Below are 26369 nucleotides of genomic sequence, written 5' to 3'. Positions count from 1 at the left end.
ACGTGGCCACCTCCATCACCGCCCGCGGGAGCGACCCAGGCTCCGCGACGCCAGACCGACCCCACCCCGTACCGCCGAAGGACGAACGGCGCCAGGCCTGGCGCAGCCGCCTGTACCGCTGGGACACCAAGGGCTCGCCCTACGCCTTCGTGTCGCCGTTCTTCCTGGTCTTCGCGGCGTTCGGGCTCTTCCCCCTGATCTACACCGGCTGGCTGTCGCTGCACCAGGTGAGCCTCTACAACGTCGACCAGGCGAAGTGGGTCGGGCTGAAGAACTACACCGACCTCTTCACCGGGCCGCCCAGCCACTTCTTCTGGAACGCCCTGGGCAACACCTTCACGCTCGGCATCCTGTCCACGGTGCCGCAGTTGATGATCGCCATCGGCCTGGCCCACCTGCTCAACTACAAGCTCCGCGGCAGCTCCTTCTTCCGGACGGCCCTGCTCGCCCCGTACGCGACCTCGGTCGCCGCCGCCACCCTGGTGTTCGCGCTGATCTTCAGCCCGGAGAGCGGGATGGCGAACTGGTTCCTCGGTCTGTTCGGGGTCGACCCGGTGGCCTGGGAGGCCGGTGAGTGGACCTCCCAGCTGGCCATCTCGCTGATCGTCACCTGGCGCTGGACCGGCTACAACGCCCTGATCTTCCTCGCCGCGATGCAGGCCGTGCCGGGCGACCTGTACGAGGCCGCGGCCCTGGACGGCGCCTCCCGCTGGAAGCAGTTCCTGCACGTGACCGTCCCCGCGCTGCGGCCGACGATCCTCTTCACGGTGGTCGTCTCGACCATCGGGGCCACCCAGCTCTTCGGCGAGCCCTTCCTGTTCGGCGGCCAGAGCGGCCACCAGGGCGGTACCGCCCACCAGTACGAGACCCTCGGGGTCTTCATGTACGACCAGGGATTCCGCAACAGCATGCTCGGCCGCGCCTCCGCCGTCGCCTGGACGATGTTCGCGCTGCTGCTGCTGATCGGTCTCGTCAACGCCCTGATCGCCCGCCGCCTGCGCAAGTCGCAGTGAGAGGAGGAACCATGACCGCCGTACACCCGGCCGCTCCGGTCCGCGCCGCGGACCAGGACGCCCAGGCCCAGGCGCCACGGCGTCGCCTCCGCTCCGTGCGGAAGGGCGCGGGCCGCCAGCACCACGCCGGCCCGCTGACCTACGCCGTCCTGGTCCTGGTCGCGCTCGCCTCGCTGTTCCCGCTCTACTGGACCCTGGTCGCGGCCTCCACCGACGCCCACGCCGTGGTCTCCACCCCGCCGCCGATGATCCCGGGCGGCAACCTGTTCAAGAACCTGTCCTACGTCTGGCACAACGCCGGCGGCCGGGGCATGGGCGTGGCGCTGCTCAACTCCACGCTGGTCGCCGGGTCCGTCACGATCGGCACCGTCAGCTTCTCGCTGCTGGCCGGATTCGCCTTCGCCAAGCTCCAGTTCCCCGGCCGGGGCGCGATGATGGGCCTGGTGATCGCGACCCTCGCGGTGCCGGCCCAGCTGAGCGTGGTGCCGCTGTTCATCCTGATGAAGAACCTCGGCCAGGGGAACCACCTGAGCGCGCTGATCCTGCCCTCGCTGGTGACCGCCTTCGGTGTCTTCTTCATGCGCCAGTTCCTGGTCCAGGCGCTGCCCTCGGAGCTGTTGGAGGCCGCCCGGATGGACGGCGCCAACTCGCTGCGGGTGGTGTGGCACGTCGTCGTGCCGATCGCCCGCCCGGCGATGGCGGTGCTCGGTATGCTGACCTTCGTCCAGTCCTGGAACGACTTCCTGTGGCCGATCATCGCGATGAACGGCTCCTCCAACCCGACCGTGCAGGTCGCCCTCGCCGGGCTCGGCACCGGATGGTCCACCGACTGGTCGATCATCATGGCCGGCGCGCTGATCGGCACCCTTCCCCTCCTGCTCGTGTTCGTCCTGTTCGGCAAGCACATCGTCGGCGGGATCACCCAGGGCGCCGTCAAGGGCTGAGCCCCGGCACCCCCGGCCGGGCGGGGGCCGGCGGCTCCTCCGCCGCCGCCCCGCCCGGCCACCCTCCCCGCTGCCTCTCTTCCTCGCACATCTGGAGCGTCCCCCGATGACACCCGTGTCCTCATCCGCCCCGCACCGTCCGGCCGAAGCAAGCGCCCAGGAAGGGCAGTTGACCTTCCCCAGCACCTTCCTCTGGGGCTCCGCCACCGCGGCCTACCAGATCGAGGGCGCGGCCGCGGAGGACGGCCGCACCCCGTCGATCTGGGACACCTTCAGCCACACCCCCGGCAAGACGTACCAGGGCGACACCGGCGACGTGGCCACCGACCACTACCACCGGTTCCGCGAAGACGTCGCACTGATGGCCGAGTTGGGCCTCAAGGCCTACCGCTTCTCGATCTCCTGGCCCCGGGTGCAGCCCACCGGCCGCGGCCCGGCCGTGGAGCGCGGCCTGGACTTCTACCGCGCCCTGGTGGACGAGCTGCTCGCGGCCGGCATCGAGCCGGTCGCCACCCTCTACCACTGGGACCTCCCGCAGGACCTGGAGGACCTCGGCGGCTGGACGGTCCGCGAGACCGCCGAGCGCTTCGGCGAGTACGCGGCCATCGCGGCCCGCGCGCTCGGCGACAAGGTCAAGTTCTGGACCACCCTGAACGAGCCGTGGTGCAGCGCCTTCCTCGGCTACGGATCCGGCGTGCACGCCCCCGGCCGCACCGACCCCGCCGACGCCCTGCGCGCGGCCCACCACCTCAACCTGGCCCACGGCCGCGCGGTGGCCGCCCTGCGCGCCGAACTGCCGGCCGACGCCAAGGTCTCCGTCACCCTCAACCTGCACCAGGTCCGCGCCCTGACCGCCTCCCCGGCGGACCTCGACGCGGCCCGGCGGATCGACGCGGTCGGCAACCGGGTCTTCACCGGCCCGATCCTGGAGGGCGGTTACCCGGCCGACCTGCGTGCCGACACCGCCCACCTGGTCGACTGGGACGCCCTGGTGCAGCCCGGCGACGAGGCCGTGATCGGCGCGCCGATCGACGTGCTCGGCATCAACTACTACAGCCCGACCCTGGTGTCGGCGCCGGCCGAGGGCGAGGAGCTCGCCCCGGGCGAGGCCGCCAGGAACGACGCCCACGGTGCCAGCGACCACTCGCCCTGGCCCGGCTCCGAGCAGGTCGTCTTCCACCTGCCGCCCGGCGAACTCACCGCGATGAACTGGGCGATCGACCCGAGCGGGCTGTACGACCTGATCACCGACGTCTCCCGGCGCCACCCGGGCCTGCCGCTGATGATCACCGAGAACGGCGCCGCCTTCGAGGACACCGTCAACGCCGAGGGCGAGGTGCTCGACCCGCGCCGGATCGACTACGTCCACCGCCACCTGGCGGCCGTGCACCGGGCGATCGCGGACGGCGCCGACGTCCGGGGCTACTTCCTGTGGTCCCTGCTCGACAACTTCGAATGGTCGTACGGCTACAGCCGCCGGTTCGGGGCCGTGTACGTCGACTACGCCACCCAGCTCCGGATCCCCAAGGCCAGCGCCCGCTGGTACGCGCGGACCGTGCGGAGCAACTCGATCCCCCAGGTGGACAGCCCGTCCTGACACGGGCCGCTGCCGGGAAGGCGGCGGGGGCGAAGGGGACACCGCCCCCGTCGCGGGGCCGGGCACGGCAGCCGAGGGTCTGCCGTGCCCGGCCCTTCGCCGCCCGGGCACGGCGGGCCCGGCCCGGTCGTTCGGCTGTTCGACCGTCCGGGCCGGGCAGTCGTGCGGCCGTCCACCGGTCCCGTCGTGCGGCCGTCCCGGGCGGCGGGCACCGCCGAAGCCGCAGGCATCGAGGAGAGGACACCCGATGGAGCGCCCACAACCGACGATCCGCCCGTACCGCCCCGCCGACCGCGAGGCGGTCTACGACATCTGCGTCCGCACCGCCGAGGCCGGCGGCGACGCCACCGGCCTGTACAAGAACGAGCGGGTGCTGCCGGACAACTTCGCCGGGCCCTACCTGGAGCTCGAACCCGGCCTCGCCTTCGTCCTGGACGACGGCCGGGGCACCGCCGTCGGGTACGTGCTCGGCACCTCCGACACCGCCCGTTTCGTGGCCGAGCTCCGTGAGCGCTGGCTGCCCCGGGTCGGCCACCTGTACCCGCCGCCGGCGGGGGAGCCGGCCGACGGCGACGAGCTGATGGCCATGCTGCTGCACAACCCCGAGCGGATGATCCTGCCCGAGCTGGCCGACTACCCCGCCCATCTGCACATCGACCTGCTGCCGGAGTTCCAGGGGCGCGGCTTCGGCCGCCTGCTGATCGAGCGCCTGCTCGCCGCCCTGCACCGGGCCGGCGCGGAGCGGGTGCACCTCGGGATGGTGAGCGCCAACACCGGAGCCCGGGCCTTCTACGACCGCACCGGGTTCCACGTCCTTCCGGTGCCCGACCCGGGGGTGCTGACCTACCTGGGCCGCTCGACCGCGCCCTGACCCGGCGGCCCGGCCGGTGCGCGAGGCCGGTGTGCCAGGCCCCGACCGGCCCCGGCCGGGCGGCGCCCGCGCTCCCGGCGCCCCGCCCCCGGCAGCCACCCCCGACCCCCTGACCGGCCCGGCCCCCGGTCCCGCCCGCCGACCCGGGCCGGACCGGGGGTTGGGCCATTGGGGGCGCGGGGTTTGCGCCGTGTGCGGACGGTGCGCCACGATCACCTCCCGTGAAGATCACCGCGGATCGCGACGATGCCCGCCGGCCTGTCGGGGACGAGCCGTGGGCCGGCCAGGTGCCCGCCGTACCCCGCACCGCCCCGACGGACGGGCGCGGACCCCGTGTCCCGGCACCCGGCCGCGGCCCGCGGCGGCCCGCCGGCCCGCTGCGGCGCCGCCGCCGGCGGCTGCAGCTGCTCGGCGCCCGGCTCTTCACCTCCGTCCTGATGACCAACCCCCCGTCGACCTGGGCCGCGCCGGTCGCCGACGGCCGGTACGGCCCGGCCGAGGGCGCCCCGCTGTCCCTGCTGATGCTCGGTGACTCGCTGGCCCGCAGCGTCGGCGCCGGCCGCAAGGAGGAGACCCTGGGAGCCCGGCTGGCCCAGGGGCTGGCGGACGGCAGCGGGCGCCCGGTGAACCTCCGCGTCCTCGCCCGGGCCGGCGCCACCACCCGCACCCTGCACCGGCAGGTCGCGCGGGCGGGCACCCTGCGGCCGGGTGTCGCCGTGATCATCGTCGGCAGCAACGACACCATGCTGCCGGGGTCCGTCGGCGGGGCGGCCCGTCGTTTCGCCCGGGTGCTCGACGGGCTGGGCCGGGCCGGCTGGGAGGTGGTCGTCGTCCCCTGCGCCGACCCGGGTGGCGCACCGGGCTTCCGCGCGCCGGTCCGGCTCGTCGCCTCCCGCCGGGCCCGGCGGCTGGCGCGGTTGCAGACCAGGGCGGCCGTGCGGGCCGGCGCGCTGATCGCGCCCTCCTCGGTGGACGAGTTCCGGGCCCGGCCCGCCGAACTGCTCGGCCCGGACGGCGTGCACCCGTCGGCCCGGGGCTATGCCGCGTACGCGCTCCGGATGCTGCCCGTCCTGCTGTCGATCCCGGTCCGCGCAGCGGCCGGCCGGTAGGCTCGGCCGGGTGGCGACGGCACCGGAACCGGACCGGGGCCCGGACGTGGAGCGTCACGAGACGCCCGACGAGCGGGCCGACCGCAACCTGGTCGAACTGCTCCAGGAGCTGCGGGTCGTCCAGACCGGGGTGCAGATCGTCTTCGCCTTCCTGCTGGGCCTGGCGTTCACCAGCCGGTTCCCGCAGCTGAACGACTTCCAGACCGGCGTCTACGTCACCACCCTGCTGCTCACCGTGGTGGCCTCGGCGGTGCTGGCGACCCCGGTCGCGCTGCACCGCGGGCTCTTCCACCGGGGGGCCAAGCGCCGGATCGTCGCGCTCTCCTCCCGGCTGGCCGAGGCGGGCCTGTTCTTCCTGGCCCTGGCGCTCAGCGGCGCGGTGCTGCTGATCACCGACGTGGTGCTCGGGCCGGTGCCGGCCGCGGTGATCACCGCGCTGACCGTGCTGATGTTCGCGGGCCTCTGGTTCGTCCTGCCGTGGACCCAGCGGCAGCGGTGAACGGCTCGGGCCGGCCCGCCCGGCGCGCGGGGGCGGGAGGTCCTGGTACCGCCCCGGCCGGTCGGGCAGGGTGGGGAGGCGGGGCCGGGCGGCGGCGTCCTGCCCGGCGGCACGCCGGGCCGGCGTCCTGCCCGGCGGCACGCCGGTACGACGGGAAGGGGTAGACCGACCATGACCACCCGGATCAGCAAGGACACCCGGCTCTGCATGTCGCTGGCCGCGCGGCCGGGCAACTTCGGCACCAGGTTCCACAACTTCCTCTTCCGGGAACTCGGCCTGGACTACCTGTACAAGGCCTTCACCACCACCGACCTGCCGGCGGCCATCGGCGGGGTCCGGGCGCTGGGCATCCGGGGCTGTGCGATCTCCATGCCGTTCAAGGAGGACGTGATCGCGCTGGTCGACGAGCTGGACCCGTCGGCGGCGGCCGTCCGCTCGGTCAACACGATCGTCAACGACGACGGTGTCCTGCGCGCCTGCAACACCGACTACCTCGCCGTCGCCCAGCTGCTGGAGGCCCACGGGGTGCCGCTGGACGCCACCGTCGCGCTCCGCGGCAGCGGCGGCATGGCCAAGGCGGTGGCCGGCGCGCTCGGTGACGCCGGGTACCGCTCGGGCACGGTGGTCGCCCGCAACGAGGCGGCCGGGCGCGCGCTGGCCGAGGCCCAGGGCTGGTCCTGGCGCTCCGGCGTGGGCGGCCTGCGGGCCGACCTGATCGTCAACGTGACGCCGATCGGCATGCGCGGCGGCCCGGAGGCGGAGGACCTCTCCTTCGAGCCGGCCACGGTGGAGGCCGCGACGACCGTCTTCGACGTGGTCGCCCTGCCGGTGGAGACGCCGCTGGTCAAGCGGGCCCGCGCGCTCGGCCGGCAGGTGATCAGCGGGCACGAGGTGCTGGTGCGGCAGGGGCTGGAGCAGTTCGTCCGCTACACCGGGGTGCGCCCCGAGCGGGAGCTGGTGGAGCGCGCGGCGGCCCAGGCCCGGGACTGAGGGGACGGCACCGGCCCGGGCCGCCACCGGCCCGGGCACGGCGAGGGGCGGGTACGGCGAGGGGTGGGGACGACGAGGCCCGGGCACGACGAGGGGCGGGCGGAGACCCGGCGGGCCCCCATGCCCGCCCCGGTCCCGCCCGCCCTTGTTCGGCCCCGTGCCCACCCGGACCAGGGCCCGCCCGCCCGGCGCCACCGCCGGGCGGGAGCTACGGCCTGGACGCGGCCCGGCCGCCGTCCGGCCCGGTCAGCCGCACCGCGGCCGTCAGCGGCAGCTCGCCGCTGGACGGACCGGCCAGCACGGTGAACCCGCCCGGCTCGCCGAGCCAGCGCCCGTCCTGCACCGACCAGTGCTGCAGGGCCCGCGCCTCCACCGGCACGTCCACCTCGACCCGCTGCCCCGGCTCGGCCCGGACGGCGGCGAAGCCGGCCAGCCAGCGCACCGGTCGCTCCACCCCGCTGCCGGGCCGCGCCAGGTAGACCTGCACCACCTCGCGCGAGCTGCGGGTCCCGGTGTTGCGCAGCGCGACCCGGACGGTGAAGCCGGCCCCCTGCGCCACCGATCCGGGCGCCGTCAGGCCCAGGTACTCCCAGGCGCCGTAGCCGAGCCCGTGCCCGAACCAGTACGCAGGGCGCTGCCCGGCCCGCAGCCAGCCCCGGTAGCCGATGTGCAGCCCCTCCGTGTAGGCGAGCACGCCGCCCTGCGGGGTGGTGTCGAGCACCGGGGCGTCCCGCTCCTCGGCCGGCCAGCTGGTGGGCAGCCGGCCGCCGGGCTCGGCCCGGCCGAACAGGACGTCGGCCAGGCCGTCGCCGCCCTCCTGGCCGGGGAACCAGCCGAGCAGCACCGCCGCCACCTCCTCGCGCCAGGGCAGCAGCACCGGGCCGCCCGTGTTGACCACCACCACGGTGGCCGGGTTGGCCGCCGCCACCGCCGAGACCAGGGCGTCCTGGCCGCCAGGCAGCCGGAGCGTGCCGCGGTCGAACCCCTCGCTCTCGTGCTCGTCGGTGGTGCCCACCACGACGACCACGGCGTCGGCCCCCCGGGCGAGTTCGACCGCGGCCGCCAGCTCGGCGGCCTCGGCGGCCACCGGCGGGTCGGCGGCCAGCACGAGCACCCGGCCGTGCTCGGGCTCGGCCGTCCGCCGGGCCAGCAGGGTCACCTCCTGGCCGGCCGCCAGCTCCAGTTCGACCTGCCGGAAGGACGGCGACACGTGCAGGTAGGTCGGGTCGTCGGACTCGGCCGGCACGTACTCGTCCAGCAGCAGGGCGCCGTCGGCCTCCAGCACGATCCGGCCGAGGCCGACCACGCCGATCCGCCAGCGGCCGGCGGCGGGCGCCCGGAACACCGTGCTGACCTCGACCGCCCCGAAGGAGTCGAGCCCGGCGCCCTCCGCGGGCTCCAGCACCCGGCCGCTCGGCCGGTGCTCGCGGTGCAGCTCCCGGCCGTCGGCGTCCAGGTAGCGGGCCAGCAGGCCGGGTTCGGCGGTCTCCGGGTGCCGGCAGTCGGCCCGCTCCAGCGGGGTCGGCCGCAGCGCCGTCCGCACCCCGGCGGCGTGCTCGACCAGGACTCCGTCCGGCAGCGCGGCCCGGATGCCCTCCAGCGGGGAGACCACCGAGGCGGGGAAGACCGAGGCGCTGCCGCCGCCCTGCACCCGGGCGGTGGCGGCGTTCGGGCCGATCACGGCCACCCGGCGCAGCGCCTTGGCGTCCAGCGGCAGGACGGCGTCGCGGTTGTGCAGCAGCACGGCGGCGGCGGCCGCCGCCCGGCGGAGCAGCCCGCGGGTCCCGTCGTCGTCGGGCGTCGGGGCCGTGGCCGGCTCCGTGGCCGGGCCGTCCAGCGCGCCGACCCGGCCGGCCAGCCGGAGCAGCCGGCGGACCTTGTCGTCCAGGGCGGCCTCGCTGACCAGGCCGGACCGGACGGCCTCGGCCAGCGCGGCGGCCCAGTGCTCGTTCGGGCCGGGCATGGCGAGGTCGACGGCGGCGGAGCCGGAGGGGACGGTGTTGCGGACCGCGCCCCAGTCGGAGACCACCAGGCCGTCGAAGCCCCACTCGCCCTTCAGCGGCTCGGTGAGCAGCGGACTCTCGCTCATCGCCTCGCCGTTGACCCGGTTGTAGGCGGACATCACGGCCCACACCCCGGCCCGGACGGCGGCCTCGAAGGGCGCGAGGTAGACCTCGCGCAGGGTCCGCTCGTCGACCCGGGCGTCCAGGGTGAGCCGTTCGGTCTCCGAGTCGTTGGCGACGTAGTGCTTGGCGGTGGCCGCCACCCCGCCGCTCTGCACGCCCTCGATGTAGGCGGCGCCGATCCGGCCGGTGAGCAGCGGGTCCTCGGAGAAGCACTCGAAGTGCCGCCCGGCGAGCGGGGACCGGTGCAGGTTGAGGGTGGGGGCGAGCAGCATGTCGACGCCCTTGCGGCGGGCCTCGGCGGCCAGCAGGGCGCCCAGTTCGCGGACGAGGTCCTCGTCCCAGCCGGCGGCCATGGCGGTGACGGACGGCAGTGCGAGCGCGGTGTCCGACTCGTCCCAGCGCTCGCCGCGGACGCCGACCGGGCCGTCGGAGGTGATGATCGGCCGCAGGCCCAGGGCGGGCTCCGCGCTGGTGCGGAAGACGCCGCCGCCGGAGACCAGCGCGGCCTTGCGGTCCAGGTCCAGGTCCAGTGCCGCCAGTTCCGGTGCCCCGGCGGCCGGCGCGGTGGGGCCCGGCTTCGGGGTGGAGTCGGCGGTGTCGGCGGTGTCGGCGTTGGTGCGGATGTCGGTCATCCCTTTGTCGCTCCCTGCATGATTCCGTCGATGATCTGGCGCCCCATCAGCAGGAAGACCGCGATGACGGGCAGGCTGGCGACGAGTGCGCCGGTGAGGACGAGGGAGTAGTCCTTGATGTAGCCGCTGGCCAGTTCGGAGAGGGTGAGCTGGATGGTGGGGTTCTGCTGGGTCATCACGACCTTGGGCCAGTAGAAGTCGTTCCAGGTGGCCATGAAGGTGAGCATGCCGAGCACGCTCATCGCCGGGCGGGCGGTCGGCAGCACGATGTGCCGGACCAGGCCGCGGGTTGTGCAGCCGTCGATCCGTCCGGCGTCCAGGAGTTCGTCCGGCAGCGAGGTGACCAGGTACTGGCGCATGAAGAACAGGCCGAAGGCGTTGGCGGCGGCCGGCACGATCAGGGCCTGGAGGTGGTCCGCCCAGTGGAACCAGTTGGCCATCATGATGTAGAGCGGGATGATGCCCAGCTGGGTCGGCACCATCATGGTCGCCACCACGGTGGCCAGCAGCGGCCTGCTGCCGCGGAACGGCAGTTTGGCGAAGGCGAAGCCGCCGAAGGTCGAGGTGAGCACCACGCTCGCGGTGACCAGCGAGGAGACGATCAGCGAGTTCAGCAGGGCCAGCCCCATGTCGGTCTGGCTGAACGCCTGGCCGATGTTGTGCAGCAGGTTGGCGCCCGGCAGCAGGATCGGCGGCACGCTGTGGATGTCGGTGTTGTTGCGCGATGCGGCGACCAGCGTCCAGTAGAGCGGGAACACCGAGACCAGCACGGCGGCGCCGAGGAAGGCGTACACGCCCCGGCCGGCGGAGAGTTGGCGGTTGCGGCTCATCAGGCGTCCAGCCCCTTCATCCGGCGGGCGGCGATCAGGTTGGCCCCGACGATCACGACGATCAGCAGGAACATCGCCCAGGAGACGGCCGCGCCGTAGCCGTACTTGAAGCGGCCCCAGAACTGGTTGTAGGAGTACAGCGCGAGGGTCTGGAACTGGTGCTGGGAGCCGCCGGTGGTCGGGTCCTGCTGCTGGCCGAAGAGCATCGGCTCGCCGAACAGCTGGAGGGCGCCGATGGTGGAGACGATCACCGAGAACAGGATGGTCGGGCGCAGCATCGGGACGGTGATCGAGCGGAACTGCCGCCAGCGGCTCGCCCCGTCGATGGCGGCGGCCTCGTACAGCTCGAACGGCACGGCCTGCATCGCGGCCAGGAAGATCAGGGCGTTGTAGCCCGTCCAGCGCCAGGTGACGATGGCGGAGATGGCCGTCCAGGAGGAGAGCGTGCCGGCCTGCCAGTCGATGTGCTCGACGCCGAACAGGCCGAGCGTCCAGTTGATCAGCCCGTAGTCACGGCCGAAGAGCTGGACGAAGATCAGGGTGACGGCCGCGACCGAGGTGACGTTGGGCAGCAGCACCCCGAGCCGGAAGAGCGTCCGTCCGCGCATCCGGTAGTTCAGCAGGTGCGCGAGGACGAGCGCGAGCAGCAGCTGCGGGACGGTGGAGAGCACACCGATGCCGACGGTGTTCTTCAGCGCGTTGAGGAAGAACGGGTCGTCCAGCAGCTTGCGGTAGTTCTCCAGGCCGACCCACTGCCCCTGGCTGCCGGGGACGTCGACCCGCCAGTTGGTCATCGACACGTACCCGGTGTAGAGCATCGGGAAGAGCCCGAAGCCGGCGAACACCAGGAAGAACGGCGCGATGTAGAGGTACGGCGAGAGGGTGCGGTCGAGCCGGTGCCGACGGTGGGCCGCCACGGGTGCGCGCGCGGCCCGGGCGGGCCGGCCGGCGGAGACGGACGCAGCCATCTGGGTGTGCTCCTTGGAGGGTGGCGCGGTACCGGCGTGGTGTCAGATCCACGCCGGTACCGCGGGTCTCGGGGTGTGGGGCGGCGGCGGGTGGTCAGCCGACGATGTTGGCGACGTCCGCGAGGGCCTTCTTCCAGGCCCCGTCGGCGTCCGTCTTGCCCTGCTCGATCGAGGTGAGGGCGTTGCCGAGGGCGGTGCCGATCTCGGCGCCGTGCGCGCCGAGCGGCTGCGGCTTCAGGTCCTTCGCGGACTGGGAGAAGATCTTGCCGGTGGGCGCGTTGTTGAACAGCGGGTCGGTGTGGTTCGCGATGTCGGGCTGGCTCCAGAGCGCCTGGTCGGAGGGGAAGTAGCCCTTCTCGGTGAAGAGCTTGGCCTCCTGCTCGGGCGCGGTGAGCCACTTGGCCAGCTCGGTGGCGGCCTTGGTGTGCTTGCCGGACTTGGGCACCGAGAGGTACGAGCCGCCCCAGTTGCCGCCGCCGCCGGGGATCCGGGCCATGTCCCAGGTGCCGCCGTCGGTGGGCGGGTTGGCCTTGAACTCGTAGCTCATCCAGGCGGGGCAGGCGACGGTGGCGAACTGGCTCTTCTGGAACCCGGTGTCCCAGGCGGGGGTGAAGGCCTGGATGCCGGCCGACTCGCCGTCCTTGATCGCGCCGGCCACCAGGTCGAACGCCTGCCGGACGGCCGGGTTCTCGGTCACCACCGGCTTGCCGGCGGCGTCGTAGAAGCCGGTCGGGGCCTGCGCGATGACGGCGCTGAACAGGTTGCCGCCGCTGTCGAACCAGCGGACGTCCTTGTTGGGGCTGTCGGCGAGGAACTTCTTCCCGGTGGCGGCGTAGGCCTTCCAGTCGGAGAGCAGTGCGGAGACCTGGTCCCGGTCGGTGGGCAGGCCGGCGGCCTTGAACAGGTCGCTGCGGTAGCAGAGCGCCATGCCGCCCATGTCGGTGCCGAGGCCGAAGAGCACCTTGCCGTCGGCGCTGGAGGCGGGCGCGGTCTTGGAGGGCACCCACTGGCCGGCGTCGACGCCGTTCTCCAGGAAGTTGACGAACTTGGGCGCCTGCGCCTGGAACCCGGCGACCTGGCCGATCTCGATCGCCTCGACGTCGGCGGTGCCGGAGCCGGCCAGCAGGTGGGCCTGCAGGTTCTGGTGGTGCGCGCCCATGTCGGCGCGGTTCTCCTTGATGGTGATGTTGGGGTGCTGCTGCTCGTACTGCTTGTAGAGGTCCGCGTACCCGAAGTCGGAGAAGAGGTTCACGGTCAGGGTGATCTTCTCGTTGGGGTCGTCCTGCGCCTGGCTCCCGCCGCCGCTGGAACAGCCGGTCACGGCCAGCAGGGCGGTGAGCGCGGCTGCCGCGCCGAGGAGCCGGGTTCTCGGGCCGGTACGGAAGGTGGGCATGGTGACTCCTTGCGGGGACGGCGCTGGGCCTGACGGGTGAGGGGGAGGGCTGAGCGGCTGGCAGGGAGAGCGCGCCGCTCCGGGAGCGATGCCGGTCGGAGCACCTGTGGAGCAGAGCGGAGAGCGCTCTCCCATGGGGCTGGAGCCTGGACCCTGGAGCAGGCAAAGTCAAGAGGTGGCGCTCAATACCGCGCCAGCGCTGCGCCTTTGTCGAACCGGCAGGGTGCGGCGGCGATACGTGCAGAGGGCTTGACACGACGGAAACACGAGCGCAACTATCTCAACCACTGCGAGAGCGCTCTCCCAGCGATGGGAGCCCGACCCGGCCCAGTCGTCCGACCACCCCTCCCGGACCGGCTGCGGCCGAAGGCCGGTGTTTCCGGTCCTCCCCCCACCGTCTCGTCAGGAGAGTCCCCCATGCTCGCACCACCCGTCCGGACAGCAGCCGGCCCCGAACGCTCGTCACCCGGGTGGCGAGCGGTGGCCGCGACCGTCGCGGCAGCCCTGGTCGCGGCCCTGATGCTGTTCGTCCCCACGAGCCGCGCCCAGGCCGCGCCCGTTCTGCTGTCCCAGGGCAAGCCGGTCACGGCCTCCTCGGAGGAGAACTACGGCACCACCGCCGGCAACGCCGTCGACGGCAACACCGGCACCCGCTGGTCGAGCGCCAACACCGACCCGCAGTGGATCCAGGTCGACCTCGGCAGCCCGGCCGCGATCGGCCAGGTCGTGCTGAACTGGGAGTCCGCGTACGGCAAGGCGTACCAGATCCAGCTCTCCACCGACGGGACGAACTGGACCACCGCGTACTCCACCACCACCGGCGCCGGCGGCACCGAGACCCTCGCGGTCTCCGGCACCGCCCGCTACGTGCGGATGAACGGCACCGTCCGCGCCACCGGCTACGGCTACTCGCTCTGGGAGTTCCAGGTCTTCGGCAGCGCGGCCGGCACCGGCTGCGGCACCACGAACGCCGCCCAGGGCCGGCCCGCCACCGCGTCCAGCGAGGAGAACTACGGCACCACGGCCGCCAACGCGGTGGACGGCAACACCGGCACCCGCTGGTCGAGCGCCAACACCGACCCGCAGTGGATCCAGGTCGACCTCGGCTCGGCCCAGCCGGTCTGCCAGGTCGTGCTGAACTGGGAGTCCGCGTACGGCAAGGCGTACCAGATCCAGCTCTCCACCGACGGGACGAACTGGACCACCGCGTACTCCACCACCACCGGCGCCGGCGGCACCGAGACCCTCGCGGTCTCCGGCACCGCCCGCTACGTGCGGATGAACGGCACCGTCCGCGCCACCGGCTACGGCTACTCGCTCTGGGAGCTGCAGGTCCGCACCGGCGGTGACCCGACCACGCCCCCCACCACCCCGCCGACCACGCCGCCCACCACCCCGCCGGTGACCCCGCCGCCGGGCAACTGGACCACCGTGTTCAACGAGGACTTCACGGGCAACGCCGGCGCCGCGCCGTCCGCCGCGAACTGGATCACCCAGACCGGCACCTCCTACCCGGGCGGTCCGGCCAACTGGGGCACCAGCGAGGTGCAGACGAACACCAACGCGCCCGCCAACGTCTCGCTCAACGGCAACGGCGCGCTCAACCTCACCGCGCTGAAGAACGGCGACGCCTGGACGTCGGGCCGGGTCGAGAGCCAGCGCTCCGACTTCGCCGCCCCGGCCGGCGGCCAGCTCCAGATCTCCGCGACCGTCAAGCAGCCGAACGTCGCCGACGGCACCGGCTACTGGCCCTCGTTCCGCGCGATGGGCGCCGGCAACCGCGGCAACTTCACCGTCTGGCCGGGCGCCGGCGAGTCGGACATCCTGGAGAACGTCAACGGCCGCAGCCAGCTCTCCACCACCCTGCACTGCGGCACCGCCCCCGGCGGCAACTGCAACGAGTACAACGGCATGACCAGCGGGCTGGCCAGCTGCACCGGCTGCCAGAGCGACTACCACACGTACTCGCAGATCCTGGACCGCACCACCTCGGACGAGCAGATCCGCTGGTACCTCGACGGCCGTCAGGTCTGGCAGGTCAGCGAGTCCCAGGTCGGCGTCGCCACCTGGGACGCGGCCGTGCACCACGGCTTCTACCTGGTGTTCAACCTCGGCATCGGCGGCGGGTTCCCGAACGGGAACTGCAACTGCACCTCGCCGACCGCGAACACCACGTCCGGCGGCGTGCTGAGCATCGACAAGGTGACGGTCTCCACCACCACCGGCAACGCCCCGGCGGCGCTGACCGACCCGGCCGTCCCCACCGGCGGGTCCACCGTCAAGGTGACCGGCGGCCAGGGCAACTGGGCGCTCACCGTGAACGGCGCGCCGTACCAGGTCAAGGGCATCACCTGGGGCCCGGCCAACACCACCATCGACGCGCACGTCCGCGAGCTCAAGGCGATGGGCGTCAACACCCTGCGCACCTGGGGCACCGACGCCGGCAGCAAGCCGCTGCTGGACACCGCCGCCGCGCACGGGATCAAGGTCGTCAACGGGTTCTGGCTGAACCAGGGCGCGGACTACGTCAACGACACCGCGTACATGGACAGCACGCTCGACCAGATCAAGCAGTGGGTGACCACCTACAAGAACCACCCCGGCGTGCTGATGTGGGACGTCGGCAACGAGGTCATCCTCACCACCCAGGACCACACCTACAACGGCACCACGGTCGAGCAGCAGCGGGTCGCGTACGCCAAGTACGTGGAGCGGGTCACCCAGGCGATCCACGCCATCGACACCAACCACCCGGTGACCTCCACCGACGCGTACACCGCGGCCTGGAAGTACTACAAGGACTACACGCCCAGCCTGGACCTGCTGGCCGTCAACTCCTACGGCTCGGTCTGCAACGTCAAGGCCGACTGGATCGCCGGCGGCTACACCAAGCCGTACATCATCACCGAGTCCGGCGAGGACGGCGAGTGGGAGGTCCCGAACGACGCCAACGGCGTGCCCACCGAGCCCTCGGACATCAAGAAGCGTGACGCCTACCTGTCCAACTGGGCCTGCATCACCGGCCACCAGGGCGTCGCACTCGGCGCCACGGTCTTCCACTACGGCACCGAGAACGACTTCGGCGGCGTCTGGTACAACACCGTGCCCGCCGGCTGGAAGCGCCTCAGCTTCTACTCGGTGGCCAAGGACTACAACGGCAACGTGGGCACCAACACGCCCCCGGTGATCTCCGACATGACGCTGAGCAACACCGCGACCGTCCCGGCCGGCGGCACGTTCAACATCAGCACCACCACCACCGACCCCGACGGCGACCTGATCCGCTACCAGCTGCTCTACTGCGCCAAGTACGCGGGCGGCGGCACCGGGTTCGACCAGGTCAAGTTCGTCCAGACCGCCGACGGCCGGTTCACCGCGACCGCCCCGAAGAACCTGGGCGTGTACAAGGTCTACGTCTACGCCTACGACGGCCACGGCAACGTGGGCATCGAGACCAAGTCCTTCCGCGTGGTGGCCCCGACGGTCAACGGGACGAACGTGGCGCTGAACAAGCCGACCACCGCCTCCAGCTTCCAGGCGGTCGGCAACGGCGCGCCGTACCCGGCGTCCAACGCCACCGACGGCAACTGGGGCACGCGCTGGGCCAGCGAGTGGGCCGACCCGCAGTGGGTCCGGGTCGACCTCGGCGCTGTGACCACCTTCAAGCACGTCCAGCTGGGCTGGGAGGGCGCCTACGGGAAGGCCTACCAGATCCAGACCTCCAACGACGGCACCAACTGGGCGACCGTCTGGTCCACCACCACCGGAACCGGCGGCATCGACGACTTCGACGTCACCGGCAGCGGACGGTACGTCCGGATCAACATCACGCAGCGGGGCACCGCCTACGGCGACTCGCTCTACGAGTTCGGCGTCTACGCCTAGGCCCCACAGCCTGGCGCACGCCTGATCCAGACCCCCTCGGGACCGGGGCGAACCCCACTCCTCCCGGTCCCGAGGGCCCCACCCCCATCCGTTCGACCTGGAGGTCCGATGCGACCCCGCTTCCTGTCCCGCGGCCGACCGCGCCGCACGTCCCTGGCGGTGGCCTTCGCCGCCGTCCTCGCCCTGACCGGTCTCTCCGGCACGGCCCAGCAGGCCGCCGCGGCCGGCGACCCGCTGATCTCGACGGCGCGCCCGGTGACGGCCTCGTCCATCGAGAGCCTGAACTTCCCGGCCGGTGCGGTGGTCGACAACGACCTCAACACCCGCTGGGCGAGCACCTGGACCGATCCGTCCTGGATCCAGATCGACCTCGGCGGCACCGCCGCCGTCAGCAAGGTCGAGCTGGACTGGGAGGCGGCCTACGCCAAGGCCTTCCAGCTCCAGGTGTCCCCGGACGCCAGCAACTGGACGACGGTCTACTCCACCGCCAACGCCACCGGCGGGGTGCAGAACCTCGCCGTCACCGGCAGCGGCCGCTACATCCGGCTCTACGCCACCGCCCGCGGCACCCAGTACGGGTACTCGCTGCTGGAGTTCAAGGTGTACGGCCAGGTGACCGTCCCGACCAACGGCTACGTGCCGGCCAACCCGCAGGTCACCGGGGTCACCCCGTCGACCGCCAACCCGCCGCACGCGTACTTCCACGAGTTCCAGGCGAACTGCACGGCGTCCCACAACCTGCCGGACGACCCGATCGTCTTCCCCGGCCAGGCCGGTGCCTCCCACATGCACACGTTCATGGGGGCCACCAACACCAACGCCGCCTCCTCGCTGGCCTCGCTCAACACCAGCGCCAGCAGCTGCCTGGCCCCGGCCGACCGCTCCGGGTACTGGATGCCCTCCATGTACGACGGGTCGACCCTGGTCAACCCGGTCGGCCTGCAGACCATCTACTACAAGAGCTCGGTGAACGACTACACCAGCGTCCGGCCGTTCCCGCCGGGCCTGCGGTTCGTGGTCGGCAGCCCGTCGGCCACCGCCACCCAGTTCGCGACCGACCCCGGTTACGTCGCGGGCTGGGAGTGCGGCACCAGCTACCACACCAGCGACCTGCCGGTCGACTGCCCCGGCGGCGGCCAGGTCGGCATCCGTTACCAGGCGCCCAGCTGCTGGAACGGGCTCTACCTGGACACCCCCGACCACAAGAGCCACATGGCCTACCCGGTCGGCGGGGTCTGCCCGGCCACCCACCCGGTGGCGCTGCCGATGATCGAGTTCAAGGTGGCCTTCCCGGTCAACACCGCGAACATGTCGCAGCTCCACCTGTCGAGCGGACGGGGTTTCTCCTTCCACTACGACTTCTTCAACGCCTGGGAGGCTCCCACGCTCGCCGCGATGGTGAACCACTGCATCGTCGGCGGTCTCCAGTGCGACCCGCGCGGCTACGACGAGAACCAGCCCGCCAAGGGCGCGGTGCTCAACGCGCAGTACCTGCTGCCCTGACGGTCCGGACCACCTGATCCGGACCACCTGATCCGGACCACCTGATCCCGTGCCCGTGGCCGTCCCCGCCCATGCGGGGCCGGTCGCGGGCACGGCCGTACCCCGGGCCGGCCCGTCCCCCGCCGGCCCGTCCCCCCGTCGGCCCGGGGCCCCACCCCTGGCCCGTCGCCCCGCCCCGGAGGACCGTATGACCACCCGCCCGAGCCGGCCGCTGTCGCGGACCGCCGCCGCCCTCCTGCTGGCCCTGGCGGCCGCCGCCTGCGCCGCCCCGCCCGCGCCGGGCCCGGCCGCCGCCCCGCCGGGGGCACGGACCTCCGCGGCGGTGGACCTCGGCCCCTCGCCGGCCTCCCTGATGGTCTGCGCCGGCAGCGTGCCGATGCAGCTGGCCGGGGCCTTCGGCACCGAGCCGGCCACCGCGCCCGCCGGGACCTGGGCCCAGCACCTGTACACCTGCACCTACGCGTACACCGAGGGCACGCTGCTGATCACGGTGAAGGAGCTGGCCGACCGGGCCACCGCGGCAGCGCACTTCGCGGGCCTGCGCGGCAGCGCCGGGCCGGTGACCACGGTCGAGGGCCTCGGCGACGCGGCCTACACCCAGGCCGACGGCTCGACGGTGGTGCTCCGGGACGGCTCGGTGCTGACGGTCGACGTGCACCGGCTGCCGGAGCGTTTCGGCAAGCCGCCGCGGACGCGGTCGAACGTCTCGGTGACGGCCGCGACCACGGTGATGATCTGCTGGAAGGAGCACGCACCGTGACGGGAAACGTTTCCCGGAGGGGCTCCGGCGGTGCTCCGGGCGCCGCTCCGGGGCTCCGAAGGCCCTCCGGGAGCCCCGGGCCGGGCCCCGGTCGGCCGTCGGGGCTGCTGCGAGCTGTGGCTTTGATGGATAGAGCGCTCTCCCAGATGCTATAAAGACACCATGAGCGAAGTCCTCCGGTCCGCCGTCAACCGCTCCACGACTCTGGAGGACGTGGCCAGGGTCGCGGGCGTCTCCCGGGCCACCGTCTCCCGGGTCATCAACGGCATCCGCAACGTCGACCCCGCGATCCAGGAGAGTGTCCGGCTGGCCATCGCGAGCACCGGCTACGTCCCCAACGGCGCCGCCCGGTCCCTGGTCACCCGGCGTGCCGGGTCCCTCGCGCTGGTGGTCTCGGGATCGGGCGCCGAGGCCGACGGGCCGGCCGGCGGCGAGGTCTTCACCGACCCCTTCTTCGGCCGGGTGGTCAGCGGGGTCTTCCAGGCCCTGCGGCCGCAGGGCCTGCACCCGGTGCTGATGCTCGCGGACGCCCCCGAGGCCCGCGAGCAGGCCCTCGCCTATCTGCGGCAGGGCAACGCGGACGGCGCCATGGTCGTCTCCACCCACGCCGAGGACCCGATGCCCGCCCTGCTGCTGGAGGCCGGCGTCCCCGCGGTGCTGTTCGGCCGGCCCGACCGGCCGCTGCCGATCAGCTGCGTCGACCTGGCCAACCGCGACGGCGGGCGGCTGGCCGCCGACCACCTGCACGCCCGGGGCTGCCGCCGGGTGGTGACCATCGCCGGCCCCTCCGGCGTCCGGGCCGCCCGGGACCGGCTGGCCGGCTTCCACGACGCGATGGCCCGCCACGGCCTGCCCTACCTGCCGCACGCCGAGGCGGACTTCACCCAGGCCGGCGGTGAGCGGGCGATCACCAGGCTGCTGATCGAGCACCCGGACACGGACGGCGTGTTCGCCGCCAACGACCTGATGGCCCAGGGCGCGCTGGCGGTGCTGCGCGACCACGGGCGGCGGGTCCCGGAGGACGTCGCGGTGGTGGGCTTCGACGACAGCAGCGCGGCCACCGCCGGCCGCCCGCTGCTGACCACCGTCCGCCAGCCGGTGGAGGAGATGGCCGCCGAGATGACCCGCATCCTGCTCGACCACATCGCGCGTCCCGAGCGCGGCGCCACCTCGGTGATCTTCGAGCCCTCGCTGGTGGTCCGGCAGTCCGCCTGAGTGCGCAGCCGCCTTGCCCGCGGTTAAACCGCAGGTCAGCAAGGGTGCCGGGCCCGTCGGCGCGGGCCGCGGGCGGGCCCGGCACGGATGCCGGGATGCCGATTCCGGATCGTGTGCGGACCATGGACGTAGTCGGTCACCGAATGCGGAGGTCACACCATGTCCATGCTCGACAAGCTCAAGAACATGATGAAGGGGCACGAGGACACCGTGCAGAAGGGGGTGGACAAGGGCGGCGACATGCTCGACGAGAAGACCGGCGGCAAGTACAGCGGCCACGTCGACACCGCCCAGCAGAAGATCAACGACCAGCTCGGCAACCAGTCGATGCCCGGCGAGGACCAGCCGCCGCAGCCCTGACGGCCGGGGCACCGGTGCCCGCAGCGGCGCCGCACCCACCCGTTCCCCCCGTCGGTGCGGCCGGCGGGGGCCGAGTGGTGCCCGGACCGGCTCGCCCCGCCCGTCCACGCCGGGGCGGGCCCGCCGGCTCCGGCCCGCCCCCCGGGAGCGCGTCGGCGTCCGGGGGAGCGGGCCGGGGGAGGGGTTCCGGGCGGGTCAGGGCCGGGCGCCGCCCCGCGTCGAGACGGCGACGTACTGCACCCGCATCGGGTGCCCCGGCTCGGTGGCCGCCCCCGGGACCCCGCCGAGCGCGGCGGGCAGGTTGCCGCCGACCGCCACGTTCAGGATCAGGAACTGCCCCTGGTTCACCGCGCGGTCCCAGGTGGCGGCGTCCATCCGGTCGGCCCGCACCCGGTGGAACTCCCGGCCGTCCAGGTACCAGCGCACCTGTCCGGCGCCGGCCGTGCGGTCCACCTCCACGGCGTAGGTGTGGAAGCCCGTCCGGCAACCGGGGCAGGCGGACTCGCCCGAGCCGAGCCCCTTCGGCTCCTGGCAGGGGCCGCCGTCCAGGGTGCCGCAGTGCATCGTCCCGAAGACCGAGTCACGGCCGTTCACCGACTCCATCACGTCCAGCTCACCCGTCCCCGGCCAGCCGGTGAAGCCCTCCCGCAGGCCGGCCCCGAGGGTCCAGAAGGCCGGCCAGTAGCCCGCCGCGGCCGGACCGGTGACGTCGGGCAGGGCGATCGAGGCCTCGATCCGCAGCACACCGCCGGGCGGGGCGGTGAAGTCGGCGCGCCGGGACTCGATCCGCCCCGAACCCCACCGGCCGCCCTCCAGGGTGGGCACGATCTCCAGGGCGCCCTTGCCGTCCAGCCGGACGTTGGCGGTGGAGTCGGTCATCGTCTCCACCTCGCCGGTGCCCCACTGGGCGGCCGGGCAGCCCGGGTAGCAGGTGCCCAGGTCGTACTGCCAGTCCGCGGCCGAGGGGCGGCTGCCCGCCGGGCCGTCGAAGTCGTCCCGCAGCAGGGTGGTCCAGCCGTCGGCGCCCGGCTCGCCCCGGGCCGGCACCAGGCCGGCCCCGGCCAGCAGCCGCTCCAGCCTGGGGGTGAGGACCACGGCGGCGACGTTCGTCAGGTGGGCGTCGTCGCGGTAGAGCAGGATCCGCTCCAGCACCGCCGGGCAGCTGCGCCCCGCGCCGGGGCAGAGCACCGAGTTCACCTCGACGGACCGCACCCCGGGCATCCGGCCGGCCGCGATCGCCTCCGCGAGCGGGTCCGGCCAATGTGCGCGGGCGCGGTCGAACTCGCAGGCGGCCGGGTCGGCGGTGTGCCCGGAGACGCAGGCCGGGACGTCCTCCCCGGGGACGGGCGTGTCCTCGATGTAGACGATCGGCACGCCGAGGGCGCGCGGCGGGGTCAGGGTCTTCTCCCAGCCCTCGGCGAGGAGTTGCCGGTCGTCGGTGTAGCGGTTGAGCGAGGCGATCACGATCAGCCGGGGCTTCGGCCCGTTCCGCAGCCTGGCCAGGCTGTCCGCCCGCCAGGTGTCGCACTCCCGGTACTCGCGTCCCAACTGCGGGTTGACCACCGGTATCTCCGCCAGCGGGCAGCCCTGCTTGACCAGCTCCTCCAGCCCCCAGTGCCGTTCGGCCGCGATGGCGAGCATCGGGGAGAACCACTGGCCGGCGTGCGAGTCGCCGAGCAGGACGATCCGGTCCGGGCCGCCGGCCGGGCCGAACAGGCAGGCCGGTCCGGCCGTCACGGCCGGTGCCACCTCGCACTCGCCGTCCGGCGGGAAGTCCTTGCGGGCCTGGGCCGGGTCCGGGACGGCCGGGCCGGGCCTGAGCGGCGCGGCGGTCCGGGCCAGCAGCGAGGTGCCGTCGGGGGAGCCGGGCGGCAGGCCGAGCATGTCGACCGGGGTGGCCGGGCCGAGCAGCCGGAGCGTCCCGGTGCCGACGACCAGCGCCAGCACCACCGGGACGACCACCGCGGCGACCCCCAGCGACAGTCCCCGGCGGGGGAGTTCGGCGATCGTCCGGTTCCGGCGCAGCGGCTGCTCGATCCAGCGCAGCGCGGCCGCGGCCGGCAGGGCGGCGGCGAGCGTCAGCCCCGCCCTGGCCGGCCAGCCGAGGGTGCCGAGGCGGGCCTCGGCGAGCACCAGTACCGGCCAGTGCCACAGGTACAGGTTGTAGGAGAGCCGGCCGACGGCGCGCGGCGCCCGGCCGGACAGCAGCCGGCCGACGCCGAGGCCGCCGCGCACCGGGTCGGCGCCGCCGGAGTCCGGAGTGCCCGCCAGGATGACCGCGGCCGCCCCGAGGGTGGGCACCAGCGCCGCGTACCCCGGGTAGGGGGTGCCGGCGTGGTACCGCAGGACGCACCAGCCGATCGCCGCCGCCCCGGCCCAACCGGACAGCAGCCGCAGCGGGCGCGGCCCGCGCAGCCGGTGCCAGGGCAGCAGCGCCAGCAGCGCGCCCACCCCGAACTGCCAGGCCCGGGAGGGCGTGCCGAGGTACGCCAGCGAGACCGAGCCGTGCGTCCAGTGCAGGGACAGCGCGAAGGAGCCGAGGGTGAGCAGGGCGGTGACGGCCGTCACCGCCGCGCGGACCGCCCGGCCGCGCCGGACCGCGCGGGCCACCAGGAGCGCGGTCACGGCCAGCAGCGGGGCCCAGAGCAGGTAGAACTGCTCCTCCACCGCCAGCGACCAGAAGTGCAGCAGCGGGCTCTGCTCCCGGCCCGCCGCGAGGTAGTCGGTCTGCTGCGCCACGAAGCGCCAGTTGGCCGCCGACAGCGCCGCGGCGAGGACGTCGTACTCCAGGTCGGTGCGCCGCAGCGGGACGGTCAGCCAGGCGCCGGCCAGCGCGACCGCGGCGAGCACCACGGCGGCGGAGGGCAGCAGCCGCCGGGCCCGGCGGGAGAAGAACTCCCCGAGCCGGATCCGGCCGGTGCCGATCGCCTCGCGCACCAGCAGACCGGTGATCAGGTAGCCGGAGATGACGAAGAAGACGTCGACGCCGACGAACCCGCCGGCCAGGCCGGGGACGGAGGCGTGGAAGGCCAGCACCGCGAGGACGGCCACCGCGCGCAGGCCCTCGATGTCGGGGCGGAAGCCGGTGCGGCGGGGGGAGGGGCCGGCGGCGGCGCCGGCGCCCGGGGAGGCGGCGCCGCCGGGTGGCGGGCCGGGGATCGTGAGGGTCTGCGGAGCGAGCTCCGGAACCACGGTCGAGGACATCGGTGTGACGACCTTTCAACCCAGCCAGGGCAGCATCGGGCTGACCCAGCCGGAGGCGAGCAGGGCGGTCAGGACGAGGGTGGCGGTGGCGGCCGAGGCCTCCGGCCAGCGCCGGGGCAGCATCCCGCGGCCGGTCCGGCGCCCGGCCCGGGCGGCCGTCGGCGCGGAGCCGCGGGCCGGGCCGGCGGGGCGCAGTTCGGCGGCCAGGTCGCGGATCAGCGGGACGGCGATCTGGCACTGCACCACCAGGTACAGCCCGAGGCCCCAGTTGGGCTCCCAGCCGTTGCGGGCGACGGCCAGCGCGAGCCCGGCCGCGGCCGCGCCGACCGAGGCGCAGAGCCAGCCGAGCGAGACCAGGACCACCTGGCGGGCCAGCCCGCCGGGCCTGGCGCGGCCCGCGCCGGTGGGCACCCAGGCCGCGCTGCGGCCGCGCAGGGTGTGCCAGAAGGCGGCGCCGGCGGCCACGCTCATCAGGACGTTGGAGCGGATCACCTCGACCCGCCAGCGGGTCCGGCTGATCCGGGGCAGCAGCACGTGCCAGAGCCAGAGCGGGGCCAGCAGCGGCAGGACGTGCCAGGGCCGGATCTCGTCCGGGTACCAGAACATCATCACCAGCGGCGGCAGCGGGGCCGCGAAGATGTTGACCGCGGTGGTCAGGTACCCGACCACGCCCTCGTAGAAGCAGAGCCGCATCCGCCAGGGCGCCCGGATCCGCTTCAGCTCGGGGGTGCCGAGCAGGTGCAGGTTGCCCATGGCCCAGCGGTACTGCTGGTTGACGAAGGAGGCGAGGTTGTCCGGCGAGGTGCCCTTGGCGACCAGCACCGGGACGTACAGGGTGCGGAACCCCCGCTCGTACAGGGCGAGTCCGGTGAACAGGTCCTCGCTGTGGTCGAGCCGGGCGAAGCCGCCGGCCGCGTCGATCGCGGCGCGCCGGTAGACGGCGTTGCTGCCGCAGCAGATGGCGGCGTCGCTGGCGTCCCGGGACGGCTGGATCCAGCGGAAGAACCACTCCTGGGCGGCGCCGGCGGCGCGCTGGATCCAGCTCATGGTCTCGTCGGTGTCGAAGCACTGCGGGCTCTGCACGATGCCGGTGCCGGGGTCGGCGAAGTAGGGCACCAGGTGCCGCAGGAAGTCCGGCCGGGGCGCGAAGTCGGCGTCCAGGATGGCGATGAACTCCGCCGAGCTCAGGGTCAGCGCGTGGTTGAGGTTGCCCGCCTTCTTGAGGTGCCCGCGGTCGGGCCGGACGACGTACCGGTAGCCGTACCGGGTGGCCAGTCCGGCCACCTCGGCGCGGTCACCGTCGTCCAGCACCCAGACGGTCAGCGCGTCCGGCCAGTCGACGGCCGAGACGGCGCGGTAGGCGTTCTCCAGGACGTCGAGCGGCTCGCCGCAGGTCGGCAGGTAGAGGTCGACGGTGGGCAGCCGGGCCGGCCGCCAGGCGTGCACCAGCACCTCGTGCGACTGCCGGGTGAGCCGGCGCTGGCGCAGGCTGTTGACCGAGGACAGCGCCAGCGCGGCGAGGTTGAGCACGAGGACCGCGAGGAAGGCCCAGAGGGCCGGGGTCCGCAGCGAGAAGGTGAGCATGGTCGCCGCGGTGAAGACGAAGGCCAGCGAGGTGCAGATCAGCACCCAGCGGCGCTGCGGTCCGAAATACCAGTAGAGCTCCTGATCGGAGGGAGGTTGAGGAAGGTGATGGACAGTCATAGGGCCCCCACAGCCGCTGGTCCGACAGCATCCTGGGGGAACCGTACCTCAATTGGTATAGACCATTGGACCACCGGTCGCGGAGTGGAACGGCATCCGGCCACCGCCGTGCGCGGACAGTGATCATTTCAGCGCCGGGCCGGTGCGCCGGGGGGATCGGCAGGCCGCGGCCGGGTGAACAGTCGTCCAACTTCCGCGCCCCGGCCCGGCCCGGGACCGGCCGTCCGGCGCCCTCGCGCGGCCCCCCGGGCCGCGCCCGGCGGGCCGGTGTCCGGTTCGCCCCGGTTGTCGGGGTGAGGGTGTTTCCGCCAGGTCAAACCCCTGTTGCGTGACGGGGCGTGACCGAACGTCGATTGACGGGGCCGATTCGGCATTCGTACACTCGGACCGGCGAAGAATGTCAGCTTTGGGCCCCGGCCGGCTGACTGGCAACCCTCCACTGTGGCGGGGTGCCGCCGGGGATAAGCCGGGTGACATGGGTGTCATGTCGCAAGCACAGGGACCCCGGCTACACAGGGGGATGGAGACGGTCATGCAGCGCGTGCACGGCAGCCGTGCCGTTCGGCTCAGACTGGTGGCCAGGTTGGCTGTCGACCTCGTCCGCAGTGCCAGTTCGCTCTGTCGTTGAGGCCGCACGACCGGACCCCTTCCGGGGGTCGCGGTCCGGTTCGCATGTCCTGGCCCCTGGCTCCGGCCGGCCAGTGACGCACCTCGTTTCCGGCCTCTCGTACGACGGGTAGCGCAGCGTTGCGCGGCCCGGTCGTGC

General features: G+C 73.5%; 18 protein-coding genes and 1 riboswitch. Of the genes, 12 read left to right on the top strand and 6 right to left on the bottom strand.

Translation table 11 applies throughout. The features are described 5' to 3' along the window. The first annotated feature begins 2 nt into the window (after positions 1-2). The 7 genes from IE329_RS17530 to IE329_RS17500 all read left to right on the top strand — a co-directional run bounded on the left by IE329_RS17530 (position 3) and on the right by IE329_RS17500 (position 7023). Entirely contained in the window at positions 3-1013 is a 1011-nt protein-coding gene (locus tag IE329_RS17530; protein ID WP_190211832.1) for a carbohydrate ABC transporter permease, read from the top strand. A gap of 11 nt (positions 1014-1024) precedes the next feature. Then, complete coding sequence (locus IE329_RS17525; RefSeq protein ID WP_190211831.1) at positions 1025-1957, top strand: carbohydrate ABC transporter permease; 933 nt, start codon at positions 1025-1027, stop codon at positions 1955-1957. A gap of 106 nt (positions 1958-2063) precedes the next feature. Next, on the top strand, positions 2064-3554 hold the full coding sequence (locus IE329_RS17520) for a GH1 family beta-glucosidase (RefSeq protein ID WP_190211830.1): 1491 nt from the start codon (positions 2064-2066) through the stop codon (positions 3552-3554). A gap of 247 nt (positions 3555-3801) precedes the next feature. Further along, positions 3802-4425, top strand: coding sequence for a GNAT family N-acetyltransferase (locus tag IE329_RS17515; RefSeq protein WP_190211829.1), 624 nt, complete (start codon positions 3802-3804; stop codon positions 4423-4425). Between the two features lie 437 nt (positions 4426-4862). Continuing rightward, positions 4863-5534, top strand: a complete 672-nt coding sequence (locus IE329_RS17510; RefSeq protein ID WP_190211828.1) for an SGNH/GDSL hydrolase family protein — start codon at positions 4863-4865, stop codon at positions 5532-5534. A gap of 10 nt (positions 5535-5544) precedes the next feature. Then, entirely contained in the window at positions 5545-6033 is a 489-nt protein-coding gene (locus tag IE329_RS17505) for a DUF6328 family protein (RefSeq protein ID WP_229927525.1), read from the top strand. Between the two features lie 171 nt (positions 6034-6204). Then, positions 6205-7023, top strand: a complete 819-nt coding sequence (locus IE329_RS17500; protein WP_190211827.1) for a shikimate 5-dehydrogenase — start codon at positions 6205-6207, stop codon at positions 7021-7023. A gap of 208 nt (positions 7024-7231) precedes the next feature. Here the strand turns inward: IE329_RS17500 and IE329_RS17495 are convergent, their stop codons facing one another. The 4 genes from IE329_RS17495 to IE329_RS17480 form a co-directional block, all read right to left on the bottom strand. Beyond that, a complete protein-coding gene (locus IE329_RS17495; RefSeq protein ID WP_190211826.1) occupies positions 7232-9781 on the bottom strand; it encodes a glycoside hydrolase family 3 C-terminal domain-containing protein in 2550 nt (849 codons plus the stop codon). Beyond that, positions 9778-10611: a carbohydrate ABC transporter permease gene (locus IE329_RS17490; protein WP_190211825.1), complete on the bottom strand. Its 834-nt coding sequence runs from the start codon at positions 10609-10611 to the stop codon at positions 9778-9780. The genes IE329_RS17495 and IE329_RS17490 overlap by 4 nt, the downstream gene beginning before the upstream one ends. Beyond that, positions 10611-11579: a carbohydrate ABC transporter permease gene (locus IE329_RS17485; RefSeq protein WP_190211824.1), complete on the bottom strand. Its 969-nt coding sequence runs from the start codon at positions 11577-11579 to the stop codon at positions 10611-10613. The genes IE329_RS17490 and IE329_RS17485 overlap by 1 nt, the downstream gene beginning before the upstream one ends. A gap of 94 nt (positions 11580-11673) precedes the next feature. Beyond that, on the bottom strand, positions 11674-12972 hold the full coding sequence (locus tag IE329_RS17480; protein ID WP_190211823.1) for an ABC transporter substrate-binding protein: 1299 nt from the start codon (positions 12970-12972) through the stop codon (positions 11674-11676). Positions 12973-13389: 417 nt separating this feature from the next. Between IE329_RS17480 and IE329_RS41860 the strand changes: the two genes are divergently transcribed. The 5 genes from IE329_RS41860 to IE329_RS17455 all read left to right on the top strand — a co-directional run bounded on the left by IE329_RS41860 (position 13390) and on the right by IE329_RS17455 (position 20695). Continuing rightward, complete coding sequence (locus IE329_RS41860; protein WP_308438382.1) at positions 13390-16857, top strand: galactose-binding domain-containing protein; 3468 nt, start codon at positions 13390-13392, stop codon at positions 16855-16857. Between the two features lie 108 nt (positions 16858-16965). Then, a complete protein-coding gene (locus tag IE329_RS17470; protein WP_190211822.1) occupies positions 16966-18360 on the top strand; it encodes a DUF1996 domain-containing protein in 1395 nt (464 codons plus the stop codon). A 187-nt stretch (positions 18361-18547) separates the two neighbouring features. Then, complete coding sequence (locus IE329_RS17465; protein ID WP_190211821.1) at positions 18548-19120, top strand: hypothetical protein; 573 nt, start codon at positions 18548-18550, stop codon at positions 19118-19120. 162 nt (positions 19121-19282) lie between these two features. Continuing rightward, on the top strand, positions 19283-20335 hold the full coding sequence (locus tag IE329_RS17460; protein ID WP_190211820.1) for a LacI family DNA-binding transcriptional regulator: 1053 nt from the start codon (positions 19283-19285) through the stop codon (positions 20333-20335). A 159-nt stretch (positions 20336-20494) separates the two neighbouring features. Then, positions 20495-20695, top strand: a complete 201-nt coding sequence (locus IE329_RS17455) for an antitoxin (RefSeq protein WP_190211819.1) — start codon at positions 20495-20497, stop codon at positions 20693-20695. Positions 20696-20890: 195 nt separating this feature from the next. On the opposite strand, the gene IE329_RS17450 is transcribed toward IE329_RS17455, so the two are convergent. Both IE329_RS17450 and IE329_RS17445 read right to left on the bottom strand, forming a co-directional pair. Next, entirely contained in the window at positions 20891-23899 is a 3009-nt protein-coding gene (locus tag IE329_RS17450) for an acyltransferase family protein (RefSeq protein ID WP_190211818.1), read from the bottom strand. A gap of 15 nt (positions 23900-23914) precedes the next feature. Further along, complete coding sequence (locus tag IE329_RS17445) at positions 23915-25603, bottom strand: glycosyltransferase family 2 protein (RefSeq protein WP_190211817.1); 1689 nt, start codon at positions 25601-25603, stop codon at positions 23915-23917. A gap of 389 nt (positions 25604-25992) precedes the next feature. Continuing rightward, positions 25993-26105: riboswitch (SAM riboswitch) on the top strand. The last annotated feature ends 264 nt before the right edge of the window (positions 26106-26369 follow it).

It is taken from the genome of Kitasatospora indigofera, assembly GCF_014655955.1.
GTDB lineage: Bacteria > Actinomycetota > Actinomycetes > Streptomycetales > Streptomycetaceae > Kitasatospora > Kitasatospora indigofera.
This window is presented reverse-complemented; position numbering and strand designations above follow the sequence as displayed.